This is a genomic window from Bacillus sp. TH30 (assembly GCF_016650875.1).
GTDB lineage: Bacteria > Bacillota > Bacilli > Bacillales > Bacillaceae_G > Bacillus_A > Bacillus_A mycoides.
In genome coordinates, this window is sequence record NZ_JAEKEY010000002.1 from 4,739,482 (window position 1) to 4,764,487 (window position 25,006).

At 33.9% G+C, this 25,006-nt stretch carries 22 protein-coding genes and 1 pseudogene; 19 read left to right on the plus strand and 4 right to left on the minus strand.

Annotated elements, in window-relative coordinates:
- Nucleotides 1-9 precede the first annotated feature (9 nt).
- Entirely contained in the window at nt 10-651 is a 642-nt protein-coding gene (locus tag JFU20_RS26515) for a F0F1 ATP synthase subunit alpha (RefSeq protein ID WP_002013744.1), read from the plus strand.
- A 124-nt stretch (nt 652-775) separates the two neighbouring features.
- Entirely contained in the window at nt 776-1,054 is a 279-nt protein-coding gene (locus tag JFU20_RS26520; RefSeq protein ID WP_201039244.1) for a 2TM domain-containing protein, read from the plus strand.
- Between the two features lie 459 nt (nt 1,055-1,513).
- Here the strand turns inward: JFU20_RS26520 and JFU20_RS26525 are convergent, their stop codons facing one another.
- Complete coding sequence (locus JFU20_RS26525; protein ID WP_207198990.1) at nt 1,514-2,869, minus strand: RNA-guided endonuclease TnpB family protein; 1,356 nt, start codon at nt 2,867-2,869, stop codon at nt 1,514-1,516.
- A 471-nt stretch (nt 2,870-3,340) separates the two neighbouring features.
- Between JFU20_RS26525 and JFU20_RS26530 the strand changes: the two genes are divergently transcribed.
- The 3 genes from JFU20_RS26530 (at nt 3,341) to JFU20_RS26540 (ending at nt 6,522) form a co-directional block, all read left to right on the plus strand.
- Nucleotides 3,341-4,231, plus strand: a complete 891-nt coding sequence (locus tag JFU20_RS26530; protein WP_201039085.1) for a YitT family protein — start codon at nt 3,341-3,343, stop codon at nt 4,229-4,231.
- A 235-nt stretch (nt 4,232-4,466) separates the two neighbouring features.
- Nucleotides 4,467-5,144, plus strand: coding sequence for a response regulator transcription factor (locus tag JFU20_RS26535; RefSeq protein ID WP_002013739.1), 678 nt, complete (start codon nt 4,467-4,469; stop codon nt 5,142-5,144).
- Between the two features lies 1 nt (nt 5,145).
- Entirely contained in the window at nt 5,146-6,522 is a 1,377-nt protein-coding gene (locus JFU20_RS26540; RefSeq protein ID WP_002165422.1) for a sensor histidine kinase, read from the plus strand.
- Nucleotides 6,523-6,567: 45 nt separating this feature from the next.
- Here JFU20_RS26540 and JFU20_RS26545 read toward each other — a convergent pair whose 3' ends face one another.
- Together JFU20_RS26545 and JFU20_RS26550 are read right to left on the minus strand one after the other, a co-directional pair.
- Entirely contained in the window at nt 6,568-7,827 is a 1,260-nt protein-coding gene (locus tag JFU20_RS26545) for an MFS transporter (RefSeq protein ID WP_002013737.1), read from the minus strand.
- Nucleotides 7,828-7,896: 69 nt separating this feature from the next.
- Entirely contained in the window at nt 7,897-8,520 is a 624-nt protein-coding gene (locus JFU20_RS26550) for an ArsR/SmtB family transcription factor (RefSeq protein ID WP_033710164.1), read from the minus strand.
- A 184-nt stretch (nt 8,521-8,704) separates the two neighbouring features.
- Here JFU20_RS26550 and JFU20_RS26555 point away from each other — a divergent pair, with 184 nt between their 5' ends.
- A complete protein-coding gene (locus JFU20_RS26555) occupies nt 8,705-9,769 on the plus strand; it encodes an ABC transporter permease (RefSeq protein WP_002013735.1) in 1,065 nt (354 codons plus the stop codon).
- Nucleotides 9,769-10,440, plus strand: a complete 672-nt coding sequence (locus JFU20_RS26560) for an ABC transporter ATP-binding protein (protein WP_002013733.1) — start codon at nt 9,769-9,771, stop codon at nt 10,438-10,440. Before JFU20_RS26555 ends, JFU20_RS26560 begins: the two co-directional genes overlap by 1 nt.
- Before the next feature lie 72 nt (nt 10,441-10,512).
- On the opposite strand, the pseudogene JFU20_RS26565 reads toward JFU20_RS26560, so the two are convergent.
- Nucleotides 10,513-11,636: pseudogene (locus tag JFU20_RS26565) on the minus strand (LPXTG cell wall anchor domain-containing protein).
- Nucleotides 11,637-12,161: 525 nt separating this feature from the next.
- Between JFU20_RS26565 and JFU20_RS26570 the strand changes: the two are divergent.
- From JFU20_RS26570 to JFU20_RS26625, 12 genes are all read left to right on the plus strand, one after another.
- Nucleotides 12,162-12,635: a DUF4188 domain-containing protein gene (locus JFU20_RS26570; protein WP_002013729.1), complete on the plus strand. Its 474-nt coding sequence runs from the start codon at nt 12,162-12,164 to the stop codon at nt 12,633-12,635.
- Between the two features lie 194 nt (nt 12,636-12,829).
- Complete coding sequence (locus JFU20_RS26575; protein WP_002013727.1) at nt 12,830-13,744, plus strand: class I SAM-dependent methyltransferase; 915 nt, start codon at nt 12,830-12,832, stop codon at nt 13,742-13,744.
- 351 nt (nt 13,745-14,095) lie between these two features.
- Nucleotides 14,096-14,854, plus strand: coding sequence for a DUF975 family protein (locus JFU20_RS26580; RefSeq protein ID WP_002013725.1), 759 nt, complete (start codon nt 14,096-14,098; stop codon nt 14,852-14,854).
- Between the two features lie 171 nt (nt 14,855-15,025).
- Nucleotides 15,026-15,439: a DUF6892 domain-containing protein gene (locus JFU20_RS26585; protein ID WP_002165425.1), complete on the plus strand. Its 414-nt coding sequence runs from the start codon at nt 15,026-15,028 to the stop codon at nt 15,437-15,439.
- A gap of 91 nt (nt 15,440-15,530) precedes the next feature.
- Nucleotides 15,531-16,175, plus strand: coding sequence for a hypothetical protein (locus JFU20_RS26590; protein ID WP_201039086.1), 645 nt, complete (start codon nt 15,531-15,533; stop codon nt 16,173-16,175).
- A 679-nt stretch (nt 16,176-16,854) separates the two neighbouring features.
- Nucleotides 16,855-17,844 (plus strand): beta-ketoacyl-ACP synthase III, encoded by a 990-nt coding sequence (locus tag JFU20_RS26595; RefSeq protein ID WP_002165427.1) that lies wholly within the window; start codon nt 16,855-16,857, stop codon nt 17,842-17,844.
- The gene (locus JFU20_RS26600; protein WP_002165428.1) at nt 17,834-18,997 is read left to right on the plus strand and encodes an ATP-grasp domain-containing protein; all 1,164 of its coding nucleotides are present in this window, start codon (nt 17,834-17,836) and stop codon (nt 18,995-18,997) included. Before JFU20_RS26595 ends, JFU20_RS26600 begins: the two co-directional genes overlap by 11 nt.
- Entirely contained in the window at nt 18,994-19,980 is a 987-nt protein-coding gene (locus tag JFU20_RS26605) for an NAD-dependent epimerase/dehydratase family protein (RefSeq protein WP_002165429.1), read from the plus strand. Before JFU20_RS26600 ends, JFU20_RS26605 begins: the two co-directional genes overlap by 4 nt.
- A complete protein-coding gene (locus JFU20_RS26610) occupies nt 19,977-20,828 on the plus strand; it encodes an MBL fold metallo-hydrolase (protein ID WP_002165430.1) in 852 nt (283 codons plus the stop codon). The genes JFU20_RS26605 and JFU20_RS26610 overlap by 4 nt, the downstream gene beginning before the upstream one ends.
- Entirely contained in the window at nt 20,821-22,158 is a 1,338-nt protein-coding gene (locus JFU20_RS26615) for a F390 synthetase-related protein (RefSeq protein WP_002165431.1), read from the plus strand. The genes JFU20_RS26610 and JFU20_RS26615 overlap by 8 nt, the downstream gene beginning before the upstream one ends.
- Nucleotides 22,155-23,300, plus strand: a complete 1,146-nt coding sequence (locus tag JFU20_RS26620; protein WP_033715829.1) for a hypothetical protein — start codon at nt 22,155-22,157, stop codon at nt 23,298-23,300. Before JFU20_RS26615 ends, JFU20_RS26620 begins: the two co-directional genes overlap by 4 nt.
- 196 nt (nt 23,301-23,496) lie before the next feature.
- Entirely contained in the window at nt 23,497-24,609 is a 1,113-nt protein-coding gene (locus JFU20_RS26625) for an aminopeptidase (RefSeq protein ID WP_033710063.1), read from the plus strand.
- Nucleotides 24,610-25,006 lie beyond the last annotated feature (397 nt).

The following is a 25,006-nucleotide window of genomic DNA, read 5'->3' on the forward strand; positions in this document are numbered from 1 at the left end:
AGGTTACATATGGGTATGAAAAAATTAATTTTAGCAGGTGCTTTAGGGATCGCAGCATTATCAGGAACGAATTTACCAGGATTAGAACTATCAAAAGCGAGTGCCGCTTCTATTAAATCGAATCTCTCGACGTTAGAAGGGCGAGTAGTAGAAGTAGATAACGGTGTAATTGTCGTAAAATCTAAGCAATATGAGGAACCTGTTAGTGTGTATATAGATTCCCTTTCAAATGTGAAAGTAGGGGATGAGGTTAAAGCTACTGGATCTATGATGCGTAATTTTACGGAATATATGATTGCAAATACAGTTGAAAATACGTCAAATAAATTAGGTATGCACATGAAAGAAGACGGTTCTCCTGATTATGTGATTGGGGAAGTATCAAAAGTAGGAACGATGAACGATGAGGGAGACGATTCCACTAAATATGTCATTGTTCAGTATCCATCAGTAAATGGAAAGAAATCTATTATTGATGTTTTCTTAACGAAGGGACAAGTATTTAATATGGGTGAGAAAGTGAAAATTGATATGAAGTATGTAGGTTGGGGCGGAATTTCTATTAACTACAACACAACGGATCATATTGAAAAGGTTTATGAGGTAAAGAGCAACGTTGAAAATAATGATGATGTTTGGATTTGGTCTTAATTAGACTTCTGTAAATAACAAATGTATCACGCAGTACCCATCAAATTATCATGTGTATGACAATTTGATGGGTATTTTTTATTTTGTGTTTTTTTGAGAATAAGGGATTTTAGATTAGAATATGATGTTTAAATCGGAGCGAGATGAGGTTTATTTACGAGCTAAAAAAAGGATGGAGAATTTAAAAGCTTTTTACATTCATTTAACGGTCTATATACTAGTGAACTTAATGCTTTTTTTTATAAATATAAGCTCTGATTCAAGCAAATTATGGTTTTTATATCCACTTGGAGGTTGGGGAATCGGTATCGTTATACACGGTTTGACAACTTTTCCATTTGGGATATTCGGAAAAGAGTGGGAAGAACGAAAGATTAAAGAATATATGGAGAAAGATAAGTAAATTTATTTCTGTAATGTATGAATATAAATCTCTGTGATCAAATGTTTGATGCGAAGTCTATTATATAGCTTCGCCTATTTGCTTTGTATTCGAAGTTTGTGCGAGTGAGTATTCATATTCATTTTTTTAGCAACAATTGCATGTGAAATCACAACTTTATTTGTAGTACATAGTCAACTACCCCCACTGAGATGAAGCGTTTCAGTTGGGGCTTGAGTTAGAACGCTAGGTCTTGTCGTCTATCGCTAGACAGTTGACGCTCTAACATTCATGCCACCTTACGGTAACACCCCAAGTAAGTTTTTGGTTGGTACCGGCAACGAACGATTGTTTTCCCACTTGCACCACCCTTTCGAAAAAGAGCAGTTCTTCCTTGTGGAAGAAGCCACCACTCAGATGACTCCGGCGTGTGCTACAAGCCCCGACAAGTCGAGTACACATGGATGGTTGACGCACCCACTAAGCTATGCGTGAAGCAACAGCCTTACGTTTTTGCACTTCTAATAGAATCGGCGTTTTCACTTTGAGGTTGTCATCCAATTCTACAACTCTTGATTTTTCCAATGTATTCAACGCACCATTAATATCAGCATGGATACATGTTCCTGCTTTACTTTGGTACAGGCCACGAGTGATTCGTCTGCCACTAAAGTGATAATGCGCCCTATCATCCTTAGACCAAACTGGAATCGGATCTTTATCCAGAAAACTAGCTTTTGAAGTATAGCTTTCTTCTTGTTTCAAAAAACGGATGCCTTCTTTTATACATTTATTCTCAATCGCTGCAATCAGTTTATGAAATGGAATTTGAACAAACTTTTGATTATTCTTTTTTCCCATATCAGATTTTTGTTTCCAACCCGTGTTATACCCTACGACAATAGTATCTATATCGAATGCTTTCACTTTTTTGAACAACAAGCCTACAGTTTGTGAAATATAACCGTTTACTTGTCTTTCTCGTTTATGCCAAAGTGCGGCCATTCTATTCGTTACAACGCGTTTTGAAATTCCATTTTCTGTATTTTTCTGCTGCAAATTACGTATCTTTTTGTTGAAGTATTGGTTAATGGATTTTAATTTTTTTCCATCAATTAGGAATGTATCACCTGTATTTGTTACGCAACTTAATAATCTATCTACACCTAAATCGCAACTCAAAGCTTTACTAATAGTCGTGGGTTGTTTCTTCATTTGAGAAACGTGCATTTCATATGTGTAATGCACCTCAAAGAACCGACCTTTTTGCTTCGGTACAATCTCAATGTAGGAGATTTTTTTATTTCTTAAGTTCTTTGGCATACGTATTTTAATGGAACCGAATTTTTTCCTGAATGCAACATTCATCGGAATCATCCAATACCCGTTATCATCCACTTTTGGAACTTGATAGATTTCAATAATTCGTTTGTCCGTTGAACGAGAATAATTTGGAAACTTAGGACGACCTGTGAAGGTTTCAGGATTTTTCTTCCACTGTTCCCATGCTTTAAAAAAGCTCTTCACTTCTGTAAATAAGGCTCTACGAATCGCTTGAACAGAGTTTGATTGAATGCCCCAGTAGTTCATATCAGCCTGCATGGCATTGTCCACTTCTTTTACAGTAGCCATTTTATTATGGTTCAAATAACTTTGTTTAATCGTGTACAATCCAACATTTCGCAATGCTTTTGAACTATGTGACATGCGTTGCAGTAAACGAAATTCTTTAGCTGTGAGGCAAGCCCGTCCGATATTCTGTTTCTGCGTGAATCGTTGTATGTTTTCTCTTTTCTTTTGTTTACGTAATACTTTCACTGCTTTCTTTTTAACCATCGTTTTCACCACCTTTCTTAGAGAGTTCATTAAAAATATTTTTGACAAATCAATATTTGGAACGAAACGGAACAAAATATGAACATGTTCTTCAGCGTAATTCCATTCTTCTACAGTAATTCCTTTTGGCTCAAGTGACCGAATGATTATTATTATCCAATTTCGTTGTCTTACGATATATTCCCTCTTTATCTACGACATATCGTAAGACAAAAAGAAACAAATATTCGTCCTCAAAAAATTGTTATGAAGGAAACAAAAGAGTTCAGTCTACCTTCTGACGGCAATTCATCACCACCTGAATTGTTGGGTTTCACCCCTAACACAATTCAGATGGAGTCTTCTTGCCGAAAAGGATAAATAAAGTTGTTACCCTTTTTAAATTACATGTGGATATAGGATGAAGTTGATTTATTACCCTATATTAAAATAAAAATAAACCACTGTTCGATTTGAATATTCCACGATATAATGGTGAGAGTTTATGACAGAATAAATATTTACATAAGAAGTGAGGTACTGTATGAAAAAAGAACGACAGACATTATTTTTATTATTATTGGTGCATTTCTTTTTGCGTTAGGTGTGAATTTGTTTGTTATCCCGAACGAGTTTGGTGAGGGTGGAGTAACTGGTATCACGATTATTACGTATTATTTATTTGAATGGTCACCAGGCTTAGTTAACTTAATTTTAAATGCGATTTTGTTAATAGCTGGTTATAAATTTTTGAATAAGATTACAACAATTTATACGATTATCGCTGTAGTTACGAACTCGCTATTCCTTCATTTGACAGAAGGTTGGACGATTGCTTCGGATGAAATGCTTGTAAATGCCATTTTCGGAGGAATATTTATTGGGTGCGGGATTGGTCTTATTATTCGTGTTGGCGGAACAACAGCAGGTACTACCATCTTAGCAAGGATGACGCATAAATATTTAGGATGGAGCATTAGCTATGGTTTACTGTTCTTCGATTTAATTGTTGCGTTTTCATCTTATTTCATCATTGGTGCAGAAAAACTGATGATAACAATTATTATGCTATATGTAGCAACGAAAGTGATGGAGTTTGTAATTGAAGGTTTAAATCCGAAAAAGGCTATTACGATTATTTCTGATAACCCGAATGAAATTGCCGGGAAGGTGACTACCTTAATGGGCAGAGGGGTTACTGTGTACTCAGGTCATGGCTATTACACGAAAACTCCGAAGGAAATTCTTTATATTGTTATTAATAAGCAAGAAGTAGTGAAGCTAAAACGGATTGTTCAAACTACGGATCCGGCTGCGTTCATCGCTATACACGATGTTCGTGATGTGTTCGGAGAAGGATTTGTTGATATTTCTAAAGCTTAGTAAGAGTAGAAATTGTTTTTATTAAAATAATCTTAATACTAAAACGAAAGAATCTATTTTGAATAATTTTTTTCAAAATAGATTCTTTTTATTTATCTTAAAATGTTGGCTTGTAGCGTATTATGTATCAACTCTTATTCAAAAAAACTAATAGCAGTTTGTTTTTCTTTTTCTTGCAAAAAGTACAATTGTTTCTTAATGTAAGAATGTAGAAGGATGAACAAGAGAGGGTTTAATGAAGATGATACATATTTTATTAGCTGATGATGATAAACATATTAGAGAGTTATTGCATTACCATTTACAAAAAGAGGGCTTTAAAGTTTTTGAAGCGGAAGATGGAAAGGTAGCGCAAGGCGTTTTAGAGAAAGAAAATATTCATCTTGCGATAGTAGACATTATGATGCCGTTTGTTGATGGCTATACGTTATGCGAAGAAATTCGGAAGTATCATGATATACCTGTTATTTTATTAACTGCAAAAGATCAGCTAGTCGATAAAGAAAAAGGATTCATTTCTGGTACGGACGATTATATTGTAAAACCATTTGAACCAGCTGAAGTAATTTTCCGTATGAAAGCTTTATTGCGCCGTTATCAAATGCTTAGTGCTGATATTATTACATTACATGGGACGATAATTGACCGAAAAGGGTTTGAAGTGAAGTGTAACGGTCAGACGATTTTGCTTCCATTAAAGGAATTTGAATTATTATCACAACTTGCTAGTTATCCTGGAAGAACCTTTTCAAGAGAAGAATTAATTGAATTAGTATGGGGAATGGATTTTGAAGGAGATGAACGAACAGTTGACGTTCATGTGAAGCGACTGAGAGATCGTTTTTCAAAACGAACAGATGATTTTCAAATTACGACAGTACGCGGACTCGGTTATAAGTTGGAGTTGAAATAAGATGAAATCATTGTATTCTAGATTTGTTTTTATGACAGTCGGTATTATGCTTCTTAGTAGTATTATCGGTTTTTTATTAACGAACGTATATTATCAAGTGAAGTTAAAACCGTACAATAGTGAAAAGATTTTAATGTATGCTAAAGAAGTAAAATCATTATATGAAAAGCAAAGTGAAGAGAATAAAGAGGCATACTTACAGTCTATTGCGAAGTTAGGGTATGAAATTTATATTGTAGATGACGAAAATCATGGAAAGCGTATTGGGAATGCGTTTCGTAAGATAACAATTAGTGATGATACCGTTCATAAAGTATTGCAAGGTGAAACGTTTAATGGCGTTTCCACATATCCAACCCGTTTGTTTATTACAGGATTTTTCGATAATGAATTAATTAATAGTGTCGGTGTACCGCTAAAACACGATGATAAACAGTACGCTTTATTCATTCGCCCTGATATTCAGCAACAATTTGGTGAAATGAGAATTTTTCTAGCGGTATTACTTGGTTTCATCGTTGTATTAAGTATCATTTTTATAGCGATCGCAGCAGGGTATATTGTTCGTCCTATTCGAACATTTACGAAAGCGACTCAAAAGATTGCAAGTGGTGAATATGATATCGAATTAGATGAAAATCGAAAAGATGAAATTGGTACACTAGCGACTAATTTTCAAAAGATGACAAAGAGCATTAAAGAATTAGACCAAATGAGACAAGAGTTCGTTTCTAACGTTTCTCATGAATTCCAATCTCCACTTTCTTCGATACAAGGTTTTTCGAAAACATTACAATCGGAGAATATGAGTGAAGAGGAAAGAAAACGTTACTTGAAAATTATTGAGGGTGAAAGTAAGCGGATGTCTAGTTTATGTAAACAGTTACTTACGCTTGCTTCATTAGATAAAGAAGAGAAGGTTTTACAGATAAAAGAATTCAATCTGCAGAAGCAAATTAAAGACGTCATTTTTATGCTCGAATGGAAATGGCGTGAAAAAGATATAGCTGTTGAATTTGATGTACCGGACATATTTATAGAAGGTGATGAAAACCTACTACATCAAGTATGGAGTAATATTTTTACGAATAGCATTAAGTTTTCAAACGATGGCGGGACGATTGAATTTGTTGTAGAAGAATTAGAATCCGGTATTGTCATTTCTATATCAGATAACGGAATTGGTATGGAACAAGAAGAAATGGATCGTATATTTGATCGTTTTTACAAAGTAGACACAGCAAGGGCAAGAAACGTAGAAGGAAGCGGCTTAGGATTATCTATCGTACAGAAAATTGTTGAACTGCATAATGGAACCGTTTCGGTATATAGTACGAAAGGGGAAGGGACCACTGTTCGGGTGGAGCTTCCGAAATAAACAAAAAAGAAGACAATTTCACAATGGAAATTGTCTTCTTTTTTGTTATAAAGCCGCACCTTTCCCACGTTCTTCCTTAAACCGAAGCTCAAAAGTATCCGCTGTAATTTCATCAGCTTTCGGCAAAGCCCGTAATTTCGGATGAAGTAGCCATACGAGAGAAATAAATAAAATACCGATGCTAGCGAGCGCGAAAATGAGTTGGCTACTAAATACATTCGCAGTGTATCCGCCAATTAAAGAACCAAGCGGCATAGCGATTGTACCTATGCTTCGTGTGACTGAGTTGATGCGCCCAAGATACTGGTTTGGAATTACAATTTGACCAATTGTCGCAAATAATATGTTGGTCGCACCAATTGGTATCCAAGCTAAGCCGAATAAAAAAATGGATAACCATTGAAACGGTACAAGCGTAGAGAGAAACCAAAAGAAAGCGCTAGTCGCAAAGCTAATAATGGAGACACGGCCAACGTTATGTTTACCAACCCATGAACTGAATAGTGCTCCAATTAAACTACCGCCGGATATAGCGGCTAAAAAGAAACCATATAATTTCACCCCTCCTAAAGAATCAGTGAAAGAAGGGAGTATTGCCATCATCATACCGATTGAAAAATTAGCGACAACTGAACCGATTAAGAAGACGCCCATTAATGAACGAAAGACGATGGAAAAGCCTTCTTTTAAATCAGAGAAATATTGCTTAGTTGACAGTGATGTGTTTGTTTCAGCTTGCTTTGGCATTTTCAATGAAAAGAACAAGAGGGCAGTAATCGCGAATGTTAAGGAGTCGACCACATATAAAGTAATTGCGCCAAGTAGTGCTACTAATATTCCAGAAAGAGTCGTACAAATTAAATCGATGCCTTGATACGCAAATGAGAAGAGTGAGTTCCCTTTTAATAATTGTGTTTTATGCAGTAGAAGTGGTAAAGCTTTTGATTGTGCTGGATAGGCGAATTGTTCGATAAAGGCTACGATAGGCATAATGATGAGTAGTAGTTGAACGGTTAATAGGTCGAAGTAGTGTGTAATAGGAATGATTAATATAAGAATGCATTGCAGGACTTGTGTGATTACGAGGGTGCTTTTTATCGACCATCTATCAACGAATGGACCAGTAAGAAATTGAAGTGCAGAAGGTAATAATGTAAGAAAACCTGCTAATCCAGAATAAAAAGGATTACCACTCAGCTTATATACGAGCCACATCGCTGCTACATAATACAAGCTATCTCCTATGTTTGTAAAAATTCTCCCTAAAAATAATAAGAGGAAATTCCGGTTTTTTAATACGTCCACTTTATCTACTCCTTTATAATAAATTTATTCGGTAAAATAAATTTGACCGTCTCGGTAAAAAAAATCGTATTACGATTTTTCTTCTTCTTTAACAAATTGCTGCATTGTTCTCTCAGCGATTTGAAGTGCAGTAGTAGAAATATAATAAGGTTTACTATTTGGATTTTTATCTGCACCTTTTGTGATTTCGTTTAATTCAGCCATTAATTCATAAAACTTTTTCACCCACAATTGAAATTGTTCTGGCGTAGCATCAAATTCCCAGCAGGATGAAACGTAATTCCACTCAGCTGGATCTTCACTTGCATTTCGTAATGTAAAAGCTTCTTCTGGTGCAGCGAGAATTTGGCTTTTTGTTCTTTCTATCATTTGTAAAAAGATTTGGCGACCTGATTCGCTTAATATTTCTAAATGAGGTAATAGATCTGTGGCAGGAGTGAAGCCTTTAGCAACAGATTGATAAAACTTTTGAACGATGCCATTCTTTTCTTCGGTGTAAACGATCTCTATAAGCCCATTCTTTTCTAATTCTTTTAAATGATAATGAATTTTCGCCCTTGAAATGCCGAATTTCTCAGACAGTAATTGTCCAGTATACGGACGTTCGCATAGACGTATCATCATTTCGGCACGTAGTGGATCGCTTAATGCTTTTAGTTGGCTATAAGTAGTTAGTGTTAACACGGGCTTCAACATAATCAACTCCTTGAATTAAATTACTCGGTCAATATTATTTGACTGAATTGTATCAAGGATTCCGATTACTTTCAATACTTTCTGAAAATTTATTTTTTTAGCTGTAATATTCCGTTCATATTCCGTTCATATTTCTTTTTTATGATAAGTGCATAGAAAGTAATAGGAAGGAGCGAGCGAAATGTTTTTAGCTCTGCGTGAATTAAAACAATCAAAATTAAGATATGGATTAATCGGACTTATTATGGTGTTATTATCGTTTTTAGTCCTTGTAATTTCAGGATTAGCAAATGGATTATCATATGATAATGCTTCATCGATTCAAAATATGGAGGCAAATAAATTTGTACTAGCGGATGATGCGGAAAATAAATTACTTCGTTCACAAATTAAGAAAGAAGATGTAGATAACGTAGTAAATCAAGCAGGCGAGAAAGAGGCAGTTCCGTTTCGTGTGAAAGTTTCAACGTATGAAAAGAAAGATAGTTCGAAAAAAGTTGATGTTGCTATTTTCTCAAGTGAACGTGATTCATTTTTAGAGCCGAAAATTGTAAAAGGTGAGAAATTAGGTACAGCAAACAACGAAATGGTTGCTGATGAATCAATTAAAGAAAAAGGAATCGATATCGGGGATACAATTATCGATCCTGTTTCAAAGAAAGAATTTAAAATCGTAGGATTTACGAAAGATCAAATGTTTAGCCATACACCAGTCGTTTATGTAAATGAAGACGTATGGGGCGCTATCTCACAACCAAACCAAAAAGATTATAGTGCAATTGCGCTTAATACAGATAAAGAAATTAAAAATGCACATGTTATCGACAAAAAAGAAGTATTACAAAGTATTCCAGGATTTAAAGAAGAGCAAGGAACATTAACGATGATCATTGCGTTCTTACTTGTTATTGCTGCGTTACTAATCGGTGTATTCTTCTACGTAATTACGTTGCAAAAAACACAGCAATTAGGTGTACTAAAAGCAATCGGTACGAAAAATTCTTATTTAGCAAATAGCTTAGTCGTACAGGCGTTATTCTTATCAGTCGTTGCGATGATAATCAGTATTGTTCTTGTACAAGGATTAGAACAGATTTTACCAGCGGGTATGCCGTTCTTATTAACAACACCGATGATTGCACAATATGCCGCAATCTTTATCGTAATTAGTATTTTAGGAACACTTATTTCGTTATATCAAGTATTAAAAGTTGATGCATTAGAAGCAATTGGAGGCGGGATGTAATGACTTCATTATTAAAATTAGACAAAGTAAGTAAAGTGTACGGAGAAGGGAATACAGAAGTAACAGCCCTTCATCCGATGTCGCTTGATGTGAAAGCTGGAGAGTTTATTGGAATCGTTGGTCCTTCTGGATCAGGGAAAAGTACGTTATTATCAATCGCGGGTGCTTTACTATCACCGTCAAAAGGGGATATTTACATTCGTGAGCAAAATATTACGAAGTTATCAGAAAAGGAAATGACAGACATTCGTTTGAAAAAAATCGGCTTCATTTTCCAGTTCGCAAATCTTGTTCCATATTTAAATGTAAAAGAACAACTGCTTTACATTGCAAAGCTAAAAAAAGAAAACAAACAAGAATCTGAAAAGCGTGCGGATCACTTATTAGCGGCATTTGGATTAGGAGAAAGAAAAAATCATTATCCAAATCAACTATCTGGTGGGGAAAAACAAAGGGTAGCAATCACGCGTGCTTTCATGAACAACCCAGATTTAATATTAGCTGATGAACCAACTGCAAGCTTAGACTCAAAACGTGCTCGTGAAGTAGTTGAAATGATGAAACGTGAAGTGAAAGAAAGTCAAAAAGCAGCAATTATGATTACACATGATGAAAGAATGCTTGATGTATGTGATCGTATATTGACGCTTAGAGATGGGCAGTTAATATAAAGAAAAAAGGCCAACCGTACATATATGTGCGGTTGGCCTTTGTATGGTTATTTTAAAATAGTTATAATAGCTTTATTTTGAGAAGAACGTTTTAATTTTATTTCGTGTTACTAATAAAATGCCGCCTAATACAGATAACATGCCTAAAGTCATATTATTTGATTGCTCACTACCAGCGTTAGGAAGTTCTCTAGCATTGTTGTTAGCTGGAACAGTAGTATTGTTATTGTCTGTTTGCGTTTGTTTCGATTGTGATACTTCATTAATTTTGTTATCTACATTTTGCTTTGTTGTATGTAACTCAGCTAATTTGTCATCAATTTTTTCTCAGTATGTTTAAAATCGTTTATTTTAATATCTAAGTCTTGTTTTTTCTTTGTTAAATCGTCTGAAACAGTTTGTTTCGCTTGTTTCATTTCGTTTATTTTATTTAGTAAATCTTGTCTAGCTTCTTGTAACTCAGCTAATTTGTTTTTCACATCTTGTTTAGCTAGTTCTAAGTTAGATGAAAGACTATCTAAATTGCCTTTAATTTTCTTAAGTTCTTCTAATGTGTTACCTGTATTCGGTTTATTTTCCTTAATTTCAGCAAGTTTGTCCTCAGCAGTTTGTTTCGCTTTCTTTAACTCAGCTAATTTGTCATCTACCTGTTTTTTTACTTCCTTAAGCTCATTAACCTTTGCATCGATATTTTCTTTATGCTGCTTAATTTCATTCACTTTTTCATCAACAGTTTGTTTATGTTCTTTAATCTCATTAACCTTTTCATCAACAGTTTGCTTATGCTCTTTAATTTCAGCAACTTTTTCATCTACTTGCTTTTTATGCTCTTTAATTTCAGCGATTTTATCTTCGGCGATTTGTTTGTCTTGCTGAAGTTTTGCATCTAACTCTTGTTTATGTTGTTTAATCTCGCCAATTTTTTCATCTGCAACTTGTTTACGTTCATGTAGTTCATTTACCTTTGTATCAACATTTTCCTTAACTTGGTTAAGTTCATTTAATGTTTGATCCACATTTTCTTTGTGCTGCTGCAATTTCGCATCTAACTCTTGTTTATGTTGCTTAATTTCAGCTAATCGATCTCCAGTACTTTGCTGGGGAGTAGCATCAGTTACTTCCGCATGAGCAGAGTTTGCGCCAGCAATCATCGCTAGAGCTAGTGTAGACGCAGCAATTGTTTGTTTTGTTTTCATATTTTTGTACCTCTTTTCTTTCATATACATGAGCTGTTTTGTGTAAAATTGAGCATATAGAAGTAGATTATTTTATTATTATATACCATGTTCGGCGCCTAGAGGAAGTATTTGCATAATAATCTATGATTATGTAATTTTTAAATTCGCTTATTTATTTCATAGAGTAGGGGAGTTGATTAGCTTTTGGGTGTTCCCTCAAGGTTGAAAGCTAGTCTTGCAAAAAATACGAAGGAGTGTGATGTTGTCCTAACTCAAATGAACTAAAAAATATTCTGTTTAGAAAGGGGGCGACAATGCTATCGTTATTGAAATATATTATGGAAATGTTCCTGGTGAAAAGGAGGTTTAGAACAAATATTAAAAATAGCTGTTAATAATAAAAAGGTAGGAAACATATACCCTTTATTGTTAAGTACAGCCTTTCATAATCTATGTTGAATCAATTGGAAAATTCATGGAAAAGTGTTATGGTTTATTTGGGAGCTGCACATTATTTATGTTCAGTAAAAAAGGGGGATTAAAGTGGGGGCTAAAATTTTTAACGGCAGGCATATAGCCAATAGCAAGGATCAAGAATTTGTTGTTTTTATTATTGGTATGCGTATTAATAACCTATTAAAATTTTGGAAGTGGATACCAGTTTTTAATGCTATGGGACCTATGATTAAAGAATTGTATCAAAATCCACAATGGGGTTTCTTACATACAGAATTCTTATTTAGTTGGAGAAAAGTAATCCTAATTCAATACTGGAAGGGATTCGACGAATTAGTAAACTATGCTCACGGAAAAAATCATTCATATGCTTGGAAATCGTACAATAATAAGATTAAAGATAATGGGAGTGTCGGTGTTTTTCACGAAACCTATCAAATAGAAAAAGGTGCTTCTGAAGCAATCTATGTTAATATGCCAAAAACAGGTTTATCTAGAGCTACCGAACACATACCGGTATCTCAAGATACTAATACTGCTCAAAAAAGAATGGATAAATAATTCGGAAAATTATGTATATAATTTCGGTGTTCCTGCCGGAGAATATACAAAGTGTCGGAGTGTTAGTAGGCTGGAAACTTGACAAAAAAACTTATTTATGCTATAATTTACCAATATAAAAATAACGTGTATAATAGGGTTCTCCTGGCCAGGGGAACCCTATTTTTGTTGTGAAAATGAAGGAGTGTATGTGCATGAACAAAGGTGAAGCAAGTGTAACGTCGTTAGTATCAGCTTTTGGAAGGGCGTATCATAGTGAATTTGATAGTCCTAAAATCTTTGATGATTATGTAGCTAAAGATTTAATTTTACAAAAAGAGCGTAACAATATTGAAATGAACATGGTTCAAGGGATACATTTTTTCAATAAAGACATTGCACAGCAGTTTCAAGATGATCCGAGAGAAATATTAAAATGGATTACACAAGTCCAGTTATCACCAACACCTTTGGCACGCGCGGCATATTGTGAAAGAGTATTGCTACATGAAATTGCATTAGGTGCAAAACAATACGTCATACTCGGTGCAGGCTTAGACACGTTCAGTTTTAGACACCGAGAATTAGAGAATAAAATAGAAATATTTGAAGTTGATCATCCTTCTACGCAAGCGTTTAAAATACAAAGAGTGAAAGAAGCAGAGCTTGAAATTCCAAGCAATCTTCATTTTGTTTCGATGGATTTTACTAAGGGTTTCTCTACGCAAAAATTAGTAAATGAAGGATTTGAAAATACAAAGACTTTCTTTAGTCTTTTAGGTGTTACTTATTACTTAACGAAAGAGGAACTTTCTAGTTTACTAGACTGTTTATTTGCGATGGTTCCAGAGGGGAGTTCTATCATTTTCGATTATCCTGATGAAAACTTATTTACGGAAAAAGGATTGTCTAATCGAGTTGAAAACATGGTGAAAATGGCTGCAGTAGGCGGAGAACCGATGAAATCATGTTTTTCTTATGCCGAAATGGAAGCACTATTAGAGAAGGCGGGCTTACTCATTTATGAGCACTTAGCACCAAAGGATATTCATACATTATATTTTGAAGGACGAAACGATTATTTAGAAGCTTTTGAGACGGTGCATTATGTACATGCGGTGAAGAAGTAGAGAATTAGTAGGCATGGGGAGAAATCTCTGTGTCTTTTTTTGTGGAAAACAAGAGGATGGGATTTATTGAGAAAGATAATGATAGATATATTGTTACATGAGTTACTACATCTAGATGAACATAAGGAAGAATGTGGGGTGTATTTGTCAAAAAAACAGAATGTTCAACGAAAATTCGCGATTATGTTATATAATGATTTTAATAAACCATATTTTAGAAATTACCCCCGATTATGTAGAAAGTATATTTTGTTTTGATAAGCTAAAAGAACTTGTAGTGGGGCTTGTTACAAGTTCTTTTATTTGTAAAATTTTTATTGACTAAAATATGGAAAAAAGGAGGGTGCAAGTTTGATAAGAAATTTAAAGAAAGCAGCACTTAATTCGTTAGATGGGAAATGGGGAGTAAGTATAGGGGTATCGGCGTTATACTATTTTGTACCAACTTTAAGTGCATCAGCGATTGCTAGTTTTATATATTTAATATTTGGCCTGTTTATTGGGGTAATTGGTTTGGATGTTTTCTTTATTTATTCAATTGGTGGGCAACCACAAGTAGATCCAACAGCACTAGTTTTACTTATTCTAAGTTATTTTTTTATAGGACTGATTTGTTTCTTAATTTACAGTGTCATACAAGGTATCTTTAATTATGGGTATTCTGTTTTCACCTTACGCTTAGGTAAAAATGAAGATGCTAAGGTGGACGACGTATTTGTGGGGTTTAGGAAGAACAATTTGTTTAAATCAATGAAATTAGGAGTGTTGCAGGCTATTTTTCTATTTTTATGGAGCCTGTTATTAATTGTTCCAGGTATTATTAAATATTTTTCTTATTCAATGGCATATTATATTTTAATAGAGAATCCGGATTATACAGCAAGTGAAGCACTAAGGGAGAGTAAAAGAATAATGAAAGGGCATAAGTTCAAGTTATTTGTTCTTTGGTTATCTTTTATTGGTTGGTTTTTATTAACAGCATTTATAGGTATGTTTACATTTAATCTGTCATTCATATTCATTTCCCCTTATTACAACACAACTGTCTCGCATTTTTACTTAGACTTAATTAAGAAACAGGATGCTAGAGAAGCGAAGGTAAGTATATAAAGAATATAATTAGTAAGAAAATATTTTTAATGTATATTTTCTCGATTGTGGTCATGCAATTAAGCATATCCCTTTTTAATATGATATTGAAAGAAATAAAGTAGCTGCAATTGGATATGTTTTACTTATAATAATTTGGGTAAGGATATTATAACATTGGAGGAATTTAAAATGGGGAAGAGTGAGATATTTCAGGATTTTAATTTTAAATTAGTAGTAATTGATGCTTTATTAGATAAAGAGCCATTATTTTTAAAAGAATTAAAAGACTTAATAGAAAAGTATACGAATAATTTCGAATGGTATTCAGGAGCTGGGCCAATTGTTGAAATTAGAGATTTTTTAGAAGAGTTAATTTTGGAAACAAGTGATTTGGAAAAGATTGAATCCCTTTGCTTTGATGGAGGAAATGAAATTTATCATATCTTAAAGCCAGATTGGGATGGTGAAGACAGTTTATTTGATGTAATATCTGTTGAAGGATTTCAAAATTTAAAAAATCTAAAAATAGTGGAATATATTTCAATGTGTTACCCAAAAGTATTAGAACCATTTAAACAAGCTGGAATTGAAATTGAGGATTAATGAGGGAAAAGTTATATAATAATGGAAGTGATTCTTATTAAGAAAGAGTCACTTTTTCTTATGCAACGAACAAAGCAGAATGGAGGATATTATGATAATAATCGATAAAGATGGTGAAGGCTACTGGAGTAAAACTGTTGATTTGGGCATTTTAGGTAAATTCAATAGCATTTTTATAGATTTAGATGGATGTGATATAACAGGGGCGACGGATAATATGACTCAAGAAGAAAAGGTAGAAAAAGCTAAAAAATATTATGGTAATAGATTCAAAGAGTTAGAAACCAATGTTGGATTTATAAATGAGCAATTTCTAATGTGGATTATAACGCATTTATGTGATATAGAATATCCATTTTGGGAATTTGGTGATGAAGATGAAAGTAGTGAAGATTATCCAGATTATATAGTAAAAGAAGAAATAAAAAAATTCGAAGATGAAAATGGACAATTGCAATATGATCCGTATAGTCCAAGTCCGATTTATAGAGAAATTCAGAAATATAAGGCATATAATAATGAAGATAATTTATTAAGCTATGAAATCATAACGAAATATTTACCGGTTCTTGATTTCAAAAAACTTGTAGATACAATTAGACCTAATAGTATAGATACATTTGAAGATAACATAAACTTTCAAGTGAGTAGTGAGGTTTGTGGTGGAATGTTACTTTGTGCTACTTACGGAACAATTTATGCTAATAATGAGCTAGAAGTTACGCATAATTGTTAATACAAAGATTACTGATAGGTATATCGCTACACATCTATTAACTGAAAAATATTAATTGCAATCAAGCGTAAAAAAACGCGATTCTTATTAAAAAAATAGCGTTCTTTTACTATTCAAATATGATTACATCTGAATTTAATGAAGATTTCTTCTGCAAAAGTAGTAGATTTTTTATTTGAATTTACTACCTCGGTTTGATTTATCATATTTCAATCTCAATAGAATAGTAAATAGGTATAAAAGATATGGAGATACATACTTTAGGTTTTAAATTACAGTAACTTTTGTGAAAACAAAAGGGGAAATAGAAGATGTTAAAATTACATGTATGTTCGTTCCATATGTGTATATTTGCTGCTCAATAAACTATCCTCTCGCGTAAGTTTGTACCACATTTTCACTTTTATTTACAAAAAATACTATTAAATATTTTTGGATAATTGTTATAATATAATTAAATTGATATAAAAGTTTTTTTCTAGAGTATGTATTTGAAGAATTCTCATGCAAAAAGAGCAAGTTCTCAAGTAGAGAGCTTGCTCTTTTTTGAAGAGAAATATGATTAGAAGTACATAAGGGGATAGCAGAATTTTATAAAAAGACTTTCTGTATGTATCCACAACAATGTTTAGATGTAAAGGATTTTTGAATTTATAAAAAGATTAAGAGGCGATAGAGAATGAAAAGATATATTAGTATAAAAGGAATTGGCACATATCTTCCGAAAAGAAAGGTAGAATCTTTTGAAATAGATCGCATGCTACATGTGCCAGAAGGCTGGACATTAAAAAAAGCTGGGGTAAAAACAAGATATTTTGTTGATGGGGAAACGTCTTCTTATATGGGGGCGGAAGCTGCAAAAAAAGCTGTAGAAGATGCTAAGTTAACTTGGGATGATATCGATTGTATTATTTGCGGAAGCGGAACGATTCAACAGGCAATACCTTCTACAGCGTCACTTATTCAAGAACAGCTCGGACTACAGCATTCTGGTATTCCATGTTTTGATATCAATTCAACATGTCTAAGTTTCATAACAGCACTTGATACAATTTCTTACGCAATGGAATGCGGGAGATACAAAAATGTTGTTATTATTTCTTCTGAAATTTCTTCTGTTGGATTAAATTGGGGACAAAATGAAAGCAGCATTTTATTTGGTGACGGTGCGGCAGCTGTTGTCATAACAAAAGGTGATCATACATCTTCTATTATTGCTTCCCATATGGAAACATATAGCTCTGGTGCGCATTTATCAGAAATTCGTGGCGGTGGAACGATGATTCATCCTAGGGAGTATAGTGAGGAACGAAAAGAAGACTTCTTGTTCGATATGAATGGAAGAGCCATTTTTAAACTATCTTCTAAGTATTTGTTGAAGTTTATCGACAAGCTACTTATGGATACTGGTTATTCCCTGGCCGATATTGATTTAATTGTTCCTCACCAAGCAAGTGGGCCAGCTATGAGACTCATTCGTAAAAAATTAGGGGTTGATGAAGAGCGCTTTATGACCATTTTTGAAGACTACGGTAATATGATTTCCGCATCTATTCCAGTCGCTCTTTTCGAAGCGATTAAGCAAAAGAAAGTGCAACGTGGAAATAAAATACTATTATTAGGTACTTCTGCAGGACTTTCAATCGGGGGCATCCTTCTTGAATACTAAGAAAACAGTATTAATTACAGGGGCACGTGCACCAGCAACTCTGCATTTATGCAGACTGTTTCATAACGCTGGACATACCGTTATTATTGCAGATAGTATTCCTTATCCATTAAGTAAAGTTTCAAAGAGTACGGATTATTTTTATGAAATTCCTTCTCCAAAGTGGAAAACAAATGAAAGTATCCGTGCGCTACTATCCATTATTCAACGACACAATGTGGATTTGCTTATTCCTACTTGTGAAGAAGTGTTTTATATATCTAAATATAGAGAAGAATTAAGCGCATTTTGCCATGTATTAGTAGATGATTTTCAAAAACTTTCATTACTGCATAATAAGTGGGAATTTATTCAATTCGTAGCGAATTTAGGGTGGCAAGTACCTGCAACATATAGAATAAATAATGAAGAAGCGATAAGTTCAATGATGCACAAAACACCAGCTCATACTCCTTTTGTACGAAAACCGATTTTTTCCCGATTTTCTGATAAAGTGGAATTTATTACAAAAGAGGATGCTCTAAAAGAAAGCATGATAGATAAGTCGAATTATATTATGCAAGAGTTTATACGAGGGACGCAGCACTGTTCCTACAGTATTGCACAATCTGGGAAAGTGTTAGCTCACTCTACGTATAAAACGGAATTCGCGGCAGGCTTAGGCGCTACCATTGCATTTAAGCATATGAATCATCCTAAAATTGATCAGTTTGTTACGCATATTGTAAAAGAGCTGAATTTCTCAGGACAAATTGCTTTTGATTTTATCGTTACAGAGGATGGGGATGCGATTCCGATTGAATGTAATCCACGTACTACAAGTGGATTACATTTATTCGATGAGGAAATATTGCCGGCTTTCTTTCATGAAACAGTAAACAATACACTCATTCCAAGACCAAACTCTGAGTGCGCAATTCGGTTAGCGATGCTTCTATATGGATTTCCTTATTTAAAAAGTAAACAAAAACGTAAGCGATGGTTAAAAGTTCTATGCTCTTATCCAGATATCGTTTATCGTCACAATGATTGGAAACCATTTTTTTATCAGTTTTTTAGCATGTATAAATTATGGCGTGAAAGTTATAAACAGGAACGGACTATTTTAGAGCAAACAACATATGACATATCGTGGGATGGTGAAGATTTATGAAAATGCTAGTAACTGGTGGAACGGGCTTTCTAGGACAAAAACTCGCCTTTCGACTGAAAAATATGGGCTATGAAGTAACGGCAACGGGAAGAAATAAAACAATCGGTAAGGTATTAGAACAAAATGGAATCGAGTTTGTTCATTGTCCTCTTGAAGACAGGGATCGTGTGCTACAAGTTTGTAAAGATAAAGATTATATCTTTCATAGCGGCGCACTTTCTTCCCCTTGGGGCAAATATGAAGATTTTTATAATGCGAATGTGTTAGGAACGAAACATATTATCGAGGGATGTCAAAAGTACGGTATAAAACGCTTGATCCATGTATCAACACCAAGTATTTATTTCTATTATGATGAGCGACAAAATGTAGTAGAAAACGCGAAACTTCCTGATACATTTGTAAATCATTATGCAACAACGAAGCACATGGCTGAACAAGCTATTGATCAAGCTTTCACGCATGGTTTACCAGTTATCACAATACGCCCGCGCGCTTTATTCGGACCAGGAGATAACGCTATTCTTCCGCGTCTTATTAAAGTATGTGAAAAGGGTGCTTTACCGAGAATTGGTACTGAAAATGTTCTTGTTGATATTACGTATGTTGAGAATGTTGTAGATGCTTTACTTCTTTGTATGCATTCCCCAAAACATACATTAGGGCAAAAGTACAATATAACAAATGACGATCGTGTAAATTTATATGAGGTCATAGAAAATGTAATGAAGCGTCTTGATAAGGAAGTAAAATATAAAAAAATTTCCTACAAAACCGCTTTTTCACTAGCTGCTATACTAGAAGGAATCTCAAAAACTATTTTATTCGGAAAAGAACCTATTCTCACAAAATATACTGTTAGTGTCCTTTCAAAAAGCCAGACATTAAATATTGATAAAGCTAAAGAAGAACTAGGGTATGCTCCAAAGATCAGTATAGAAAAAGGAATTACAAAATTTGTAGACTGGTGGAAAACACAATGAAAATCAAATCTTTAAAGCTATATGATACAGGATATTGCACACATCCAGAAAAAATTGCATATTCCAAGGGCAGTTGGAAACAAATATGCTTTCCTGCTACAGTAGGGTTACTCCAGCATCCAGTATTAGGATATATTTTATTTGATACTGGATATGCGGGACATTTTAAAGAGGCGACAAAAAAATTTCCTTACTCTGTATATGCAAAACTTACGCCTGTTCATTTCACGGAAGAGCAATCTATTAAACAGCAACTTCTTCTTGATGGTATTCAGCCAGAAGAAATTAAATATATTATTCTATCTCATTTCCATGGCGATCATACAGCTGGTTTACCCGACTTTCCAAAAGCGAAAATACTAACCTTCGCAAAAGCTTATGAGGATATTAAAAAGAGAAGTAAATTTGGTGCTCTATTAAAAGGGTGTCTAAAAGATACACTGCCGATAGATTTAGAGAAAAGGATGTCATTCATTGATCAAACTCCATCCCTTAACTTACCTTCTACATATGGAAAGTTTGAAGAGGGGTATGATGTATTTGATGATGGCTCATTATTTGCTGTTGACTTAACAGGACATGCAACGGGACAATTCGGTTTATTCGTCCATTTACAGAGTGAAAAAATTGTCTTTCTTTGTGCAGACGCAGTGTGGCTAAGTAAAACTTATCAAAACCTTGTATTTCCTAGTAAGATTGCCAACCTTTTAACTAGCGATCCAAAATCTTACCGAAAGAATATTGAGAAGTTACACCATTTATCACAAACATCACCTGAGATTGAAATTGTACCAACTCATTGTGAACATACATGGGATAAAATTAAAGCAGGGGTGTACTATGAATAAACTACGAATTCTCAAGCAATACTTGAAAACAAAATATGGCTCGAGATTTTCAAATCGTAAACAGTTGGAACAGTTTCATAAACAACAAATAGAAAAACATCTTTTGTTCACGATAGAGGCGTCTCCTTTTTATCGCCAATTATATACGCCTTTTTTAAATGAAATTCAAAAGGGGAATTTGGCTGCACTCCCCATTATTGATAAAGAAGTAATGATGGAACATTTTGATACATTAAATACAGTCCATATTTCAAAGGAAGAAGCGTTTCATGTAGCATTTGAAGCAGAAAAGACCCGGAATTTCTCCCCAACCATTCGTAATATAACTATCGGTTTATCCTCAGGAACTAGTGGGAATCGTGGAGTTTTTCTCGTTTCCGAGGAAGAACAAACGTTGTGGGCTGGCTCGATTATTGGAAAGGTGCTTCCTTCTAGCATTCTACATAAACACACGATCGCTTTTTTCTTACGTGCAAATAGCAATTTATACGAAGCGACAAAAAATAAGCGAATCTCATTTCATTTTTTTGATTTACTAGACTCGTTTCAGCAGCATATCACGCGATTAAATGAAATACAGCCATCTATTTTAATTGCACCTCCGTCTATGTTACGGAAAATTGCTTACTGGCAGCAAGAAGGACTGATTACGATTTGTCCCCAAAAAATTATCTCTGTAGCAGAAGTGCTTGAAGATATTGATAGAGACTTTATTCGTACAACTTTTAAGCAAACAGTACACCAAGTTTACCAATGTACAGAAGGTTTTCTTGCTACCACCTGCAAGCAGGGGACGTTACACATTAATGAAGATCTCGTTCATATTGAAAAAGAATACCTAGATCAAGAGAAAGGGATATTCGTTCCCATTATTACTGATTTCATGAGGAAAACACAGCCTATTATACGCTATCGTCTCAATGACATATTAATTGAGAAAAAAACGCCGTGCAGCTGTGGTTCACCTTTCTTAGCATTAGAACGAATTGATGGTCGATGTGACGATATATTTATTGGAATAAGTGAATTGGATAATAAAGAAATATTTATTTTTCCAGATTTCATTAGAAGAGCAATTTTGTTTGCATCTAGTGACATTCAAGAATTTAAAGTAATACAGCATAGCGTAGACAAAATTGAAATTAAACTTAAAGCACTCCCTGAAAATCTGGAATTATGTAAATCAAATGTAATGAAAGAGTTACATACACTATGGTCTACTAAAAAGTGTGCGATACCACAGTTCTTCTTTTCACATTACGATATTCAAGTATATGATAAAAAATTAAAAAGAATAGAAAGTCTTGTAAGGCGTGGTGAACATAAATGATTCAGTTACATGATGTTCATTCCTTGCATAGTATTGATTGGGAATCAAAAAAAGATGGGGCATATGTGCGAGATAGTTTCCTGCCTCTTTTTCAAAAGGGCGTTACAGCATGTATTGAAAATATTAACACGGAGCTCTTTCTATTAGAAATTGATGATCTCATCTTGCCAGTTACTCTTAATAACGCAGAGTTCGAAAATTCATATGTATGTTCTCCTTATACACATTACGTATCTTATGCGTTAGAAGAGCTATGGGAGTTGAAAAAACCATGGCTAGAGAAGCTATTAACCTATCCGATTCATCTTATGGGAAGTTGGCTACGACGAACGAATATTAATAAAGTAATTGTCGTAAATAATTGGATGCTTTCAACAAACCTTTATCACTCTATCAACGAACAACAAATCGAACAAATTACAAATCTATTTGTTGAGAAATTTCCAGAGCATACAATTTTATTTCGCTCTTTAAATAACGCATTATATCCTGTAACGACAGAAGCACTATCTACGGTAGGTTACAAGAAAATTATGTCTCGTTCTATATACTTATTTGATCCGAAACACTATAAAAAAATGAATCGGAAAAAACGAAAAGACTTATTAAACGATAAAAGCTTATTAGAGAAAAGCAATTATGAAATCATTACGAATGAAGAATTAACAAAGGAGGATATTTTACAAATTTCCCATTTATACAACCAACTATATATCGAAAAATATTCCGCCCATAACCCAATGTTTACACCCGCTTATTTATGGAATGCTCTTCAGCATCGTTTATTTGAGATAAAGGCCATAAAAAAAGGGGATACCATTGATGGTGTTATTGCTTATTTTATTCGGGATGGAGTTATGACAACGCCGATCCTTGGCTATAATACAAACTCTGACCAGCAACAAGGTTTATACCGGATACTTTCCTTCCTTATTATAATGGATTCTATCGAAAAAGAATTAATTTGTCATTGTAGTGCTGGGGCTGGAGAGTTCAAACGAAATCGTGGTGCAACACAGCAGATCGAATACAGTTATGTATATAACGATCATCTACCACCTAGCCAACAAAAGGTATGGAAAGTATTAATGTGGATATTAAATACATACATAGAACCGATGGCAAAAAAACATCGCTTTTAAACAAAAAACTTTTATGATTGCTTGTTACTAGGAACTCTTTATTTAAGTGTAGCTGCAATACCCTCGTTATGGAATTTATATAGTATATTTTTAATGATTTATTTTATATTTATCGTTTGGATGAAAGAGAGAAGTGCTTGAAGAGTAGTTCTCTTTTTTCAGTTTTTGAAACGGAAATGAAAGGGTGAGAGGTGTAGTGAAGCAGAGATTATCGAAATTAGCAGATATACTAGTCAATCATTCTACGAAAGTGCAGCCTGGTGATCAAGTGTTGATCCAAAGTGTTACAGAAATAGATCCCGCAGTAGTTCGTGAAATTATTAAGACAGTGGAAAAAGCAGGTGGATATGCGCATGTATCAATGCGCGATGTGTCTGTTACAAGGCAATTAATTCTATCAGGATCTGAAGAACAATTTAAGTTATTTGCAGATTGGGAATGTTATCGCTTAAGTAAGATGCAAGTATATATTAATCTCCGTAGTCCTAGAAATGCATATGAATTAGCAGATGTACCATCAGAAAAAATGAAATTATATCAAAAGATATTTGGAAAAGCTCATAGTGAAGCAGTGTATAAAACAAGATGGGTGACAACTCGAATTCCGAATGCGGCGTCTGCGCAAGAAGCGAATATGAGTACTGAGGCTTATGAAAAATTTTATTTTGATGTATGTACGTTAGATTATAATAAAATGTCGAAAGCAATGAATCCTTTAAAAGAATTAATGGAAAAGACAAAGCAAGTTAGGGTTATTGGAGAAGGTACGGATTTGAAGTTTTCAATTGAAGGAATTGGCGTTTTAAAAGGAGATGGAACGGATAATATACCTGATGGTGAAGTGTATACAGCACCTGTTAAAAATTCAGTAAATGGAGTAATAACATTTAACACGGTATCTGTTCAACAAGGTTATGCGTTTCAAAATATAAAGTTACATATTAAGCATGGAAAAATAATAGAGGTACACGCAAACGATACAGAGCGAATAAATCAAATTCTTGATACGGATGAGGGAGCAAGATATATTGGAGAATTTGCACTAGCGTTTAATCCTTATATATTACACCCGATGAATAATACGTTATTTGATGAAAAAATAAATGGTAGTTATCATATAGCAATTGGAGATTCGCTACAAGGTGCAGACAATGGGAATAAATCAGCGATACATTGGGATTTAGTAAACATTCAAAGACCGGAGTATGGCGGGGGTGAAATTTGGTTTGATGATGTACTGATAAGAAAAGATGGACAGTTTATTTTACAAGAGTTGTTCGGATTAAATGAAGAAAATTTGAAAAGATAAAAACTACGTTTATTTAAGTAAGCTACATAAAAATAATCAATCTTTTTCATGAAAATTAAGGAAGTCAAAAGAACCCCACACATTTTAATCAAAATGTGTGGGGTTCTTCTTTTTATAGAATAAATATTTGCAGCAATACTTTGGTCAAATTCTAATTAAAACTAAAATCCACCTTTTCTATTATAAATTTTTGTAGTTTGGAATATATCTATTTGATTAACCAAACTAGTATTTTAGGGGCCTTAACTGAAACAATAAATATAACTTCATATCAATCTTGTTAATGAATTGCATTGCCCTCGGATAAAGGACAATAGTAGATCTTTGATTTTTATTACAATTTTGTAAGGTTAAGTAATAAAAATCGATAGAATGGGATATTAGAATGGGGTACTCT

Excerpts from the sequence above, each read along its gene's own strand:
- JFU20_RS26540 (WP_002165422.1), top strand. The coding sequence starts at position 5,146 with ATGAAATCATTGTATTCTAGATTTGTTTTTATGACAGTCGGTATTATG.
- JFU20_RS26590 (WP_201039086.1), top strand. The coding sequence starts at position 15,531 with ATGATAATAATCGATAAAGATGGTGAAGGCTACTGGAGTAAAACTGTT.
- JFU20_RS26520 (WP_201039244.1), top strand. The coding sequence starts at position 776 with ATGTTTAAATCGGAGCGAGATGAGGTTTATTTACGAGCTAAAAAAAGG.
- JFU20_RS26515 (WP_002013744.1), top strand. The coding sequence starts at position 10 with ATGGGTATGAAAAAATTAATTTTAGCAGGTGCTTTAGGGATCGCAGCA.
- JFU20_RS26575 (WP_002013727.1), top strand. The coding sequence starts at position 12,830 with ATGAACAAAGGTGAAGCAAGTGTAACGTCGTTAGTATCAGCTTTTGGA.
- JFU20_RS26525 (WP_207198990.1), bottom strand. The coding sequence starts at position 2,869 with ATGGTTAAAAAGAAAGCAGTGAAAGTATTACGTAAACAAAAGAAAAGA.
- JFU20_RS26555 (WP_002013735.1), top strand. The coding sequence starts at position 8,705 with ATGTTTTTAGCTCTGCGTGAATTAAAACAATCAAAATTAAGATATGGA.
- JFU20_RS26615 (WP_002165431.1), top strand. The coding sequence starts at position 20,821 with ATGAATAAACTACGAATTCTCAAGCAATACTTGAAAACAAAATATGGC.
- JFU20_RS26585 (WP_002165425.1), top strand. The coding sequence starts at position 15,026 with ATGGGGAAGAGTGAGATATTTCAGGATTTTAATTTTAAATTAGTAGTA.
- JFU20_RS26535 (WP_002013739.1), top strand. The coding sequence starts at position 4,467 with ATGAAGATGATACATATTTTATTAGCTGATGATGATAAACATATTAGA.
- JFU20_RS26530 (WP_201039085.1), top strand. The coding sequence starts at position 3,341 with ATGGTGAGAGTTTATGACAGAATAAATATTTACATAAGAAGTGAGGTA.
- JFU20_RS26620 (WP_033715829.1), top strand. The coding sequence starts at position 22,155 with ATGATTCAGTTACATGATGTTCATTCCTTGCATAGTATTGATTGGGAA.
- JFU20_RS26605 (WP_002165429.1), top strand. The coding sequence starts at position 18,994 with ATGAAAATGCTAGTAACTGGTGGAACGGGCTTTCTAGGACAAAAACTC.
- JFU20_RS26595 (WP_002165427.1), top strand. The coding sequence starts at position 16,855 with ATGAAAAGATATATTAGTATAAAAGGAATTGGCACATATCTTCCGAAA.
- JFU20_RS26610 (WP_002165430.1), top strand. The coding sequence starts at position 19,977 with ATGAAAATCAAATCTTTAAAGCTATATGATACAGGATATTGCACACAT.
- JFU20_RS26560 (WP_002013733.1), top strand. The coding sequence starts at position 9,769 with ATGACTTCATTATTAAAATTAGACAAAGTAAGTAAAGTGTACGGAGAA.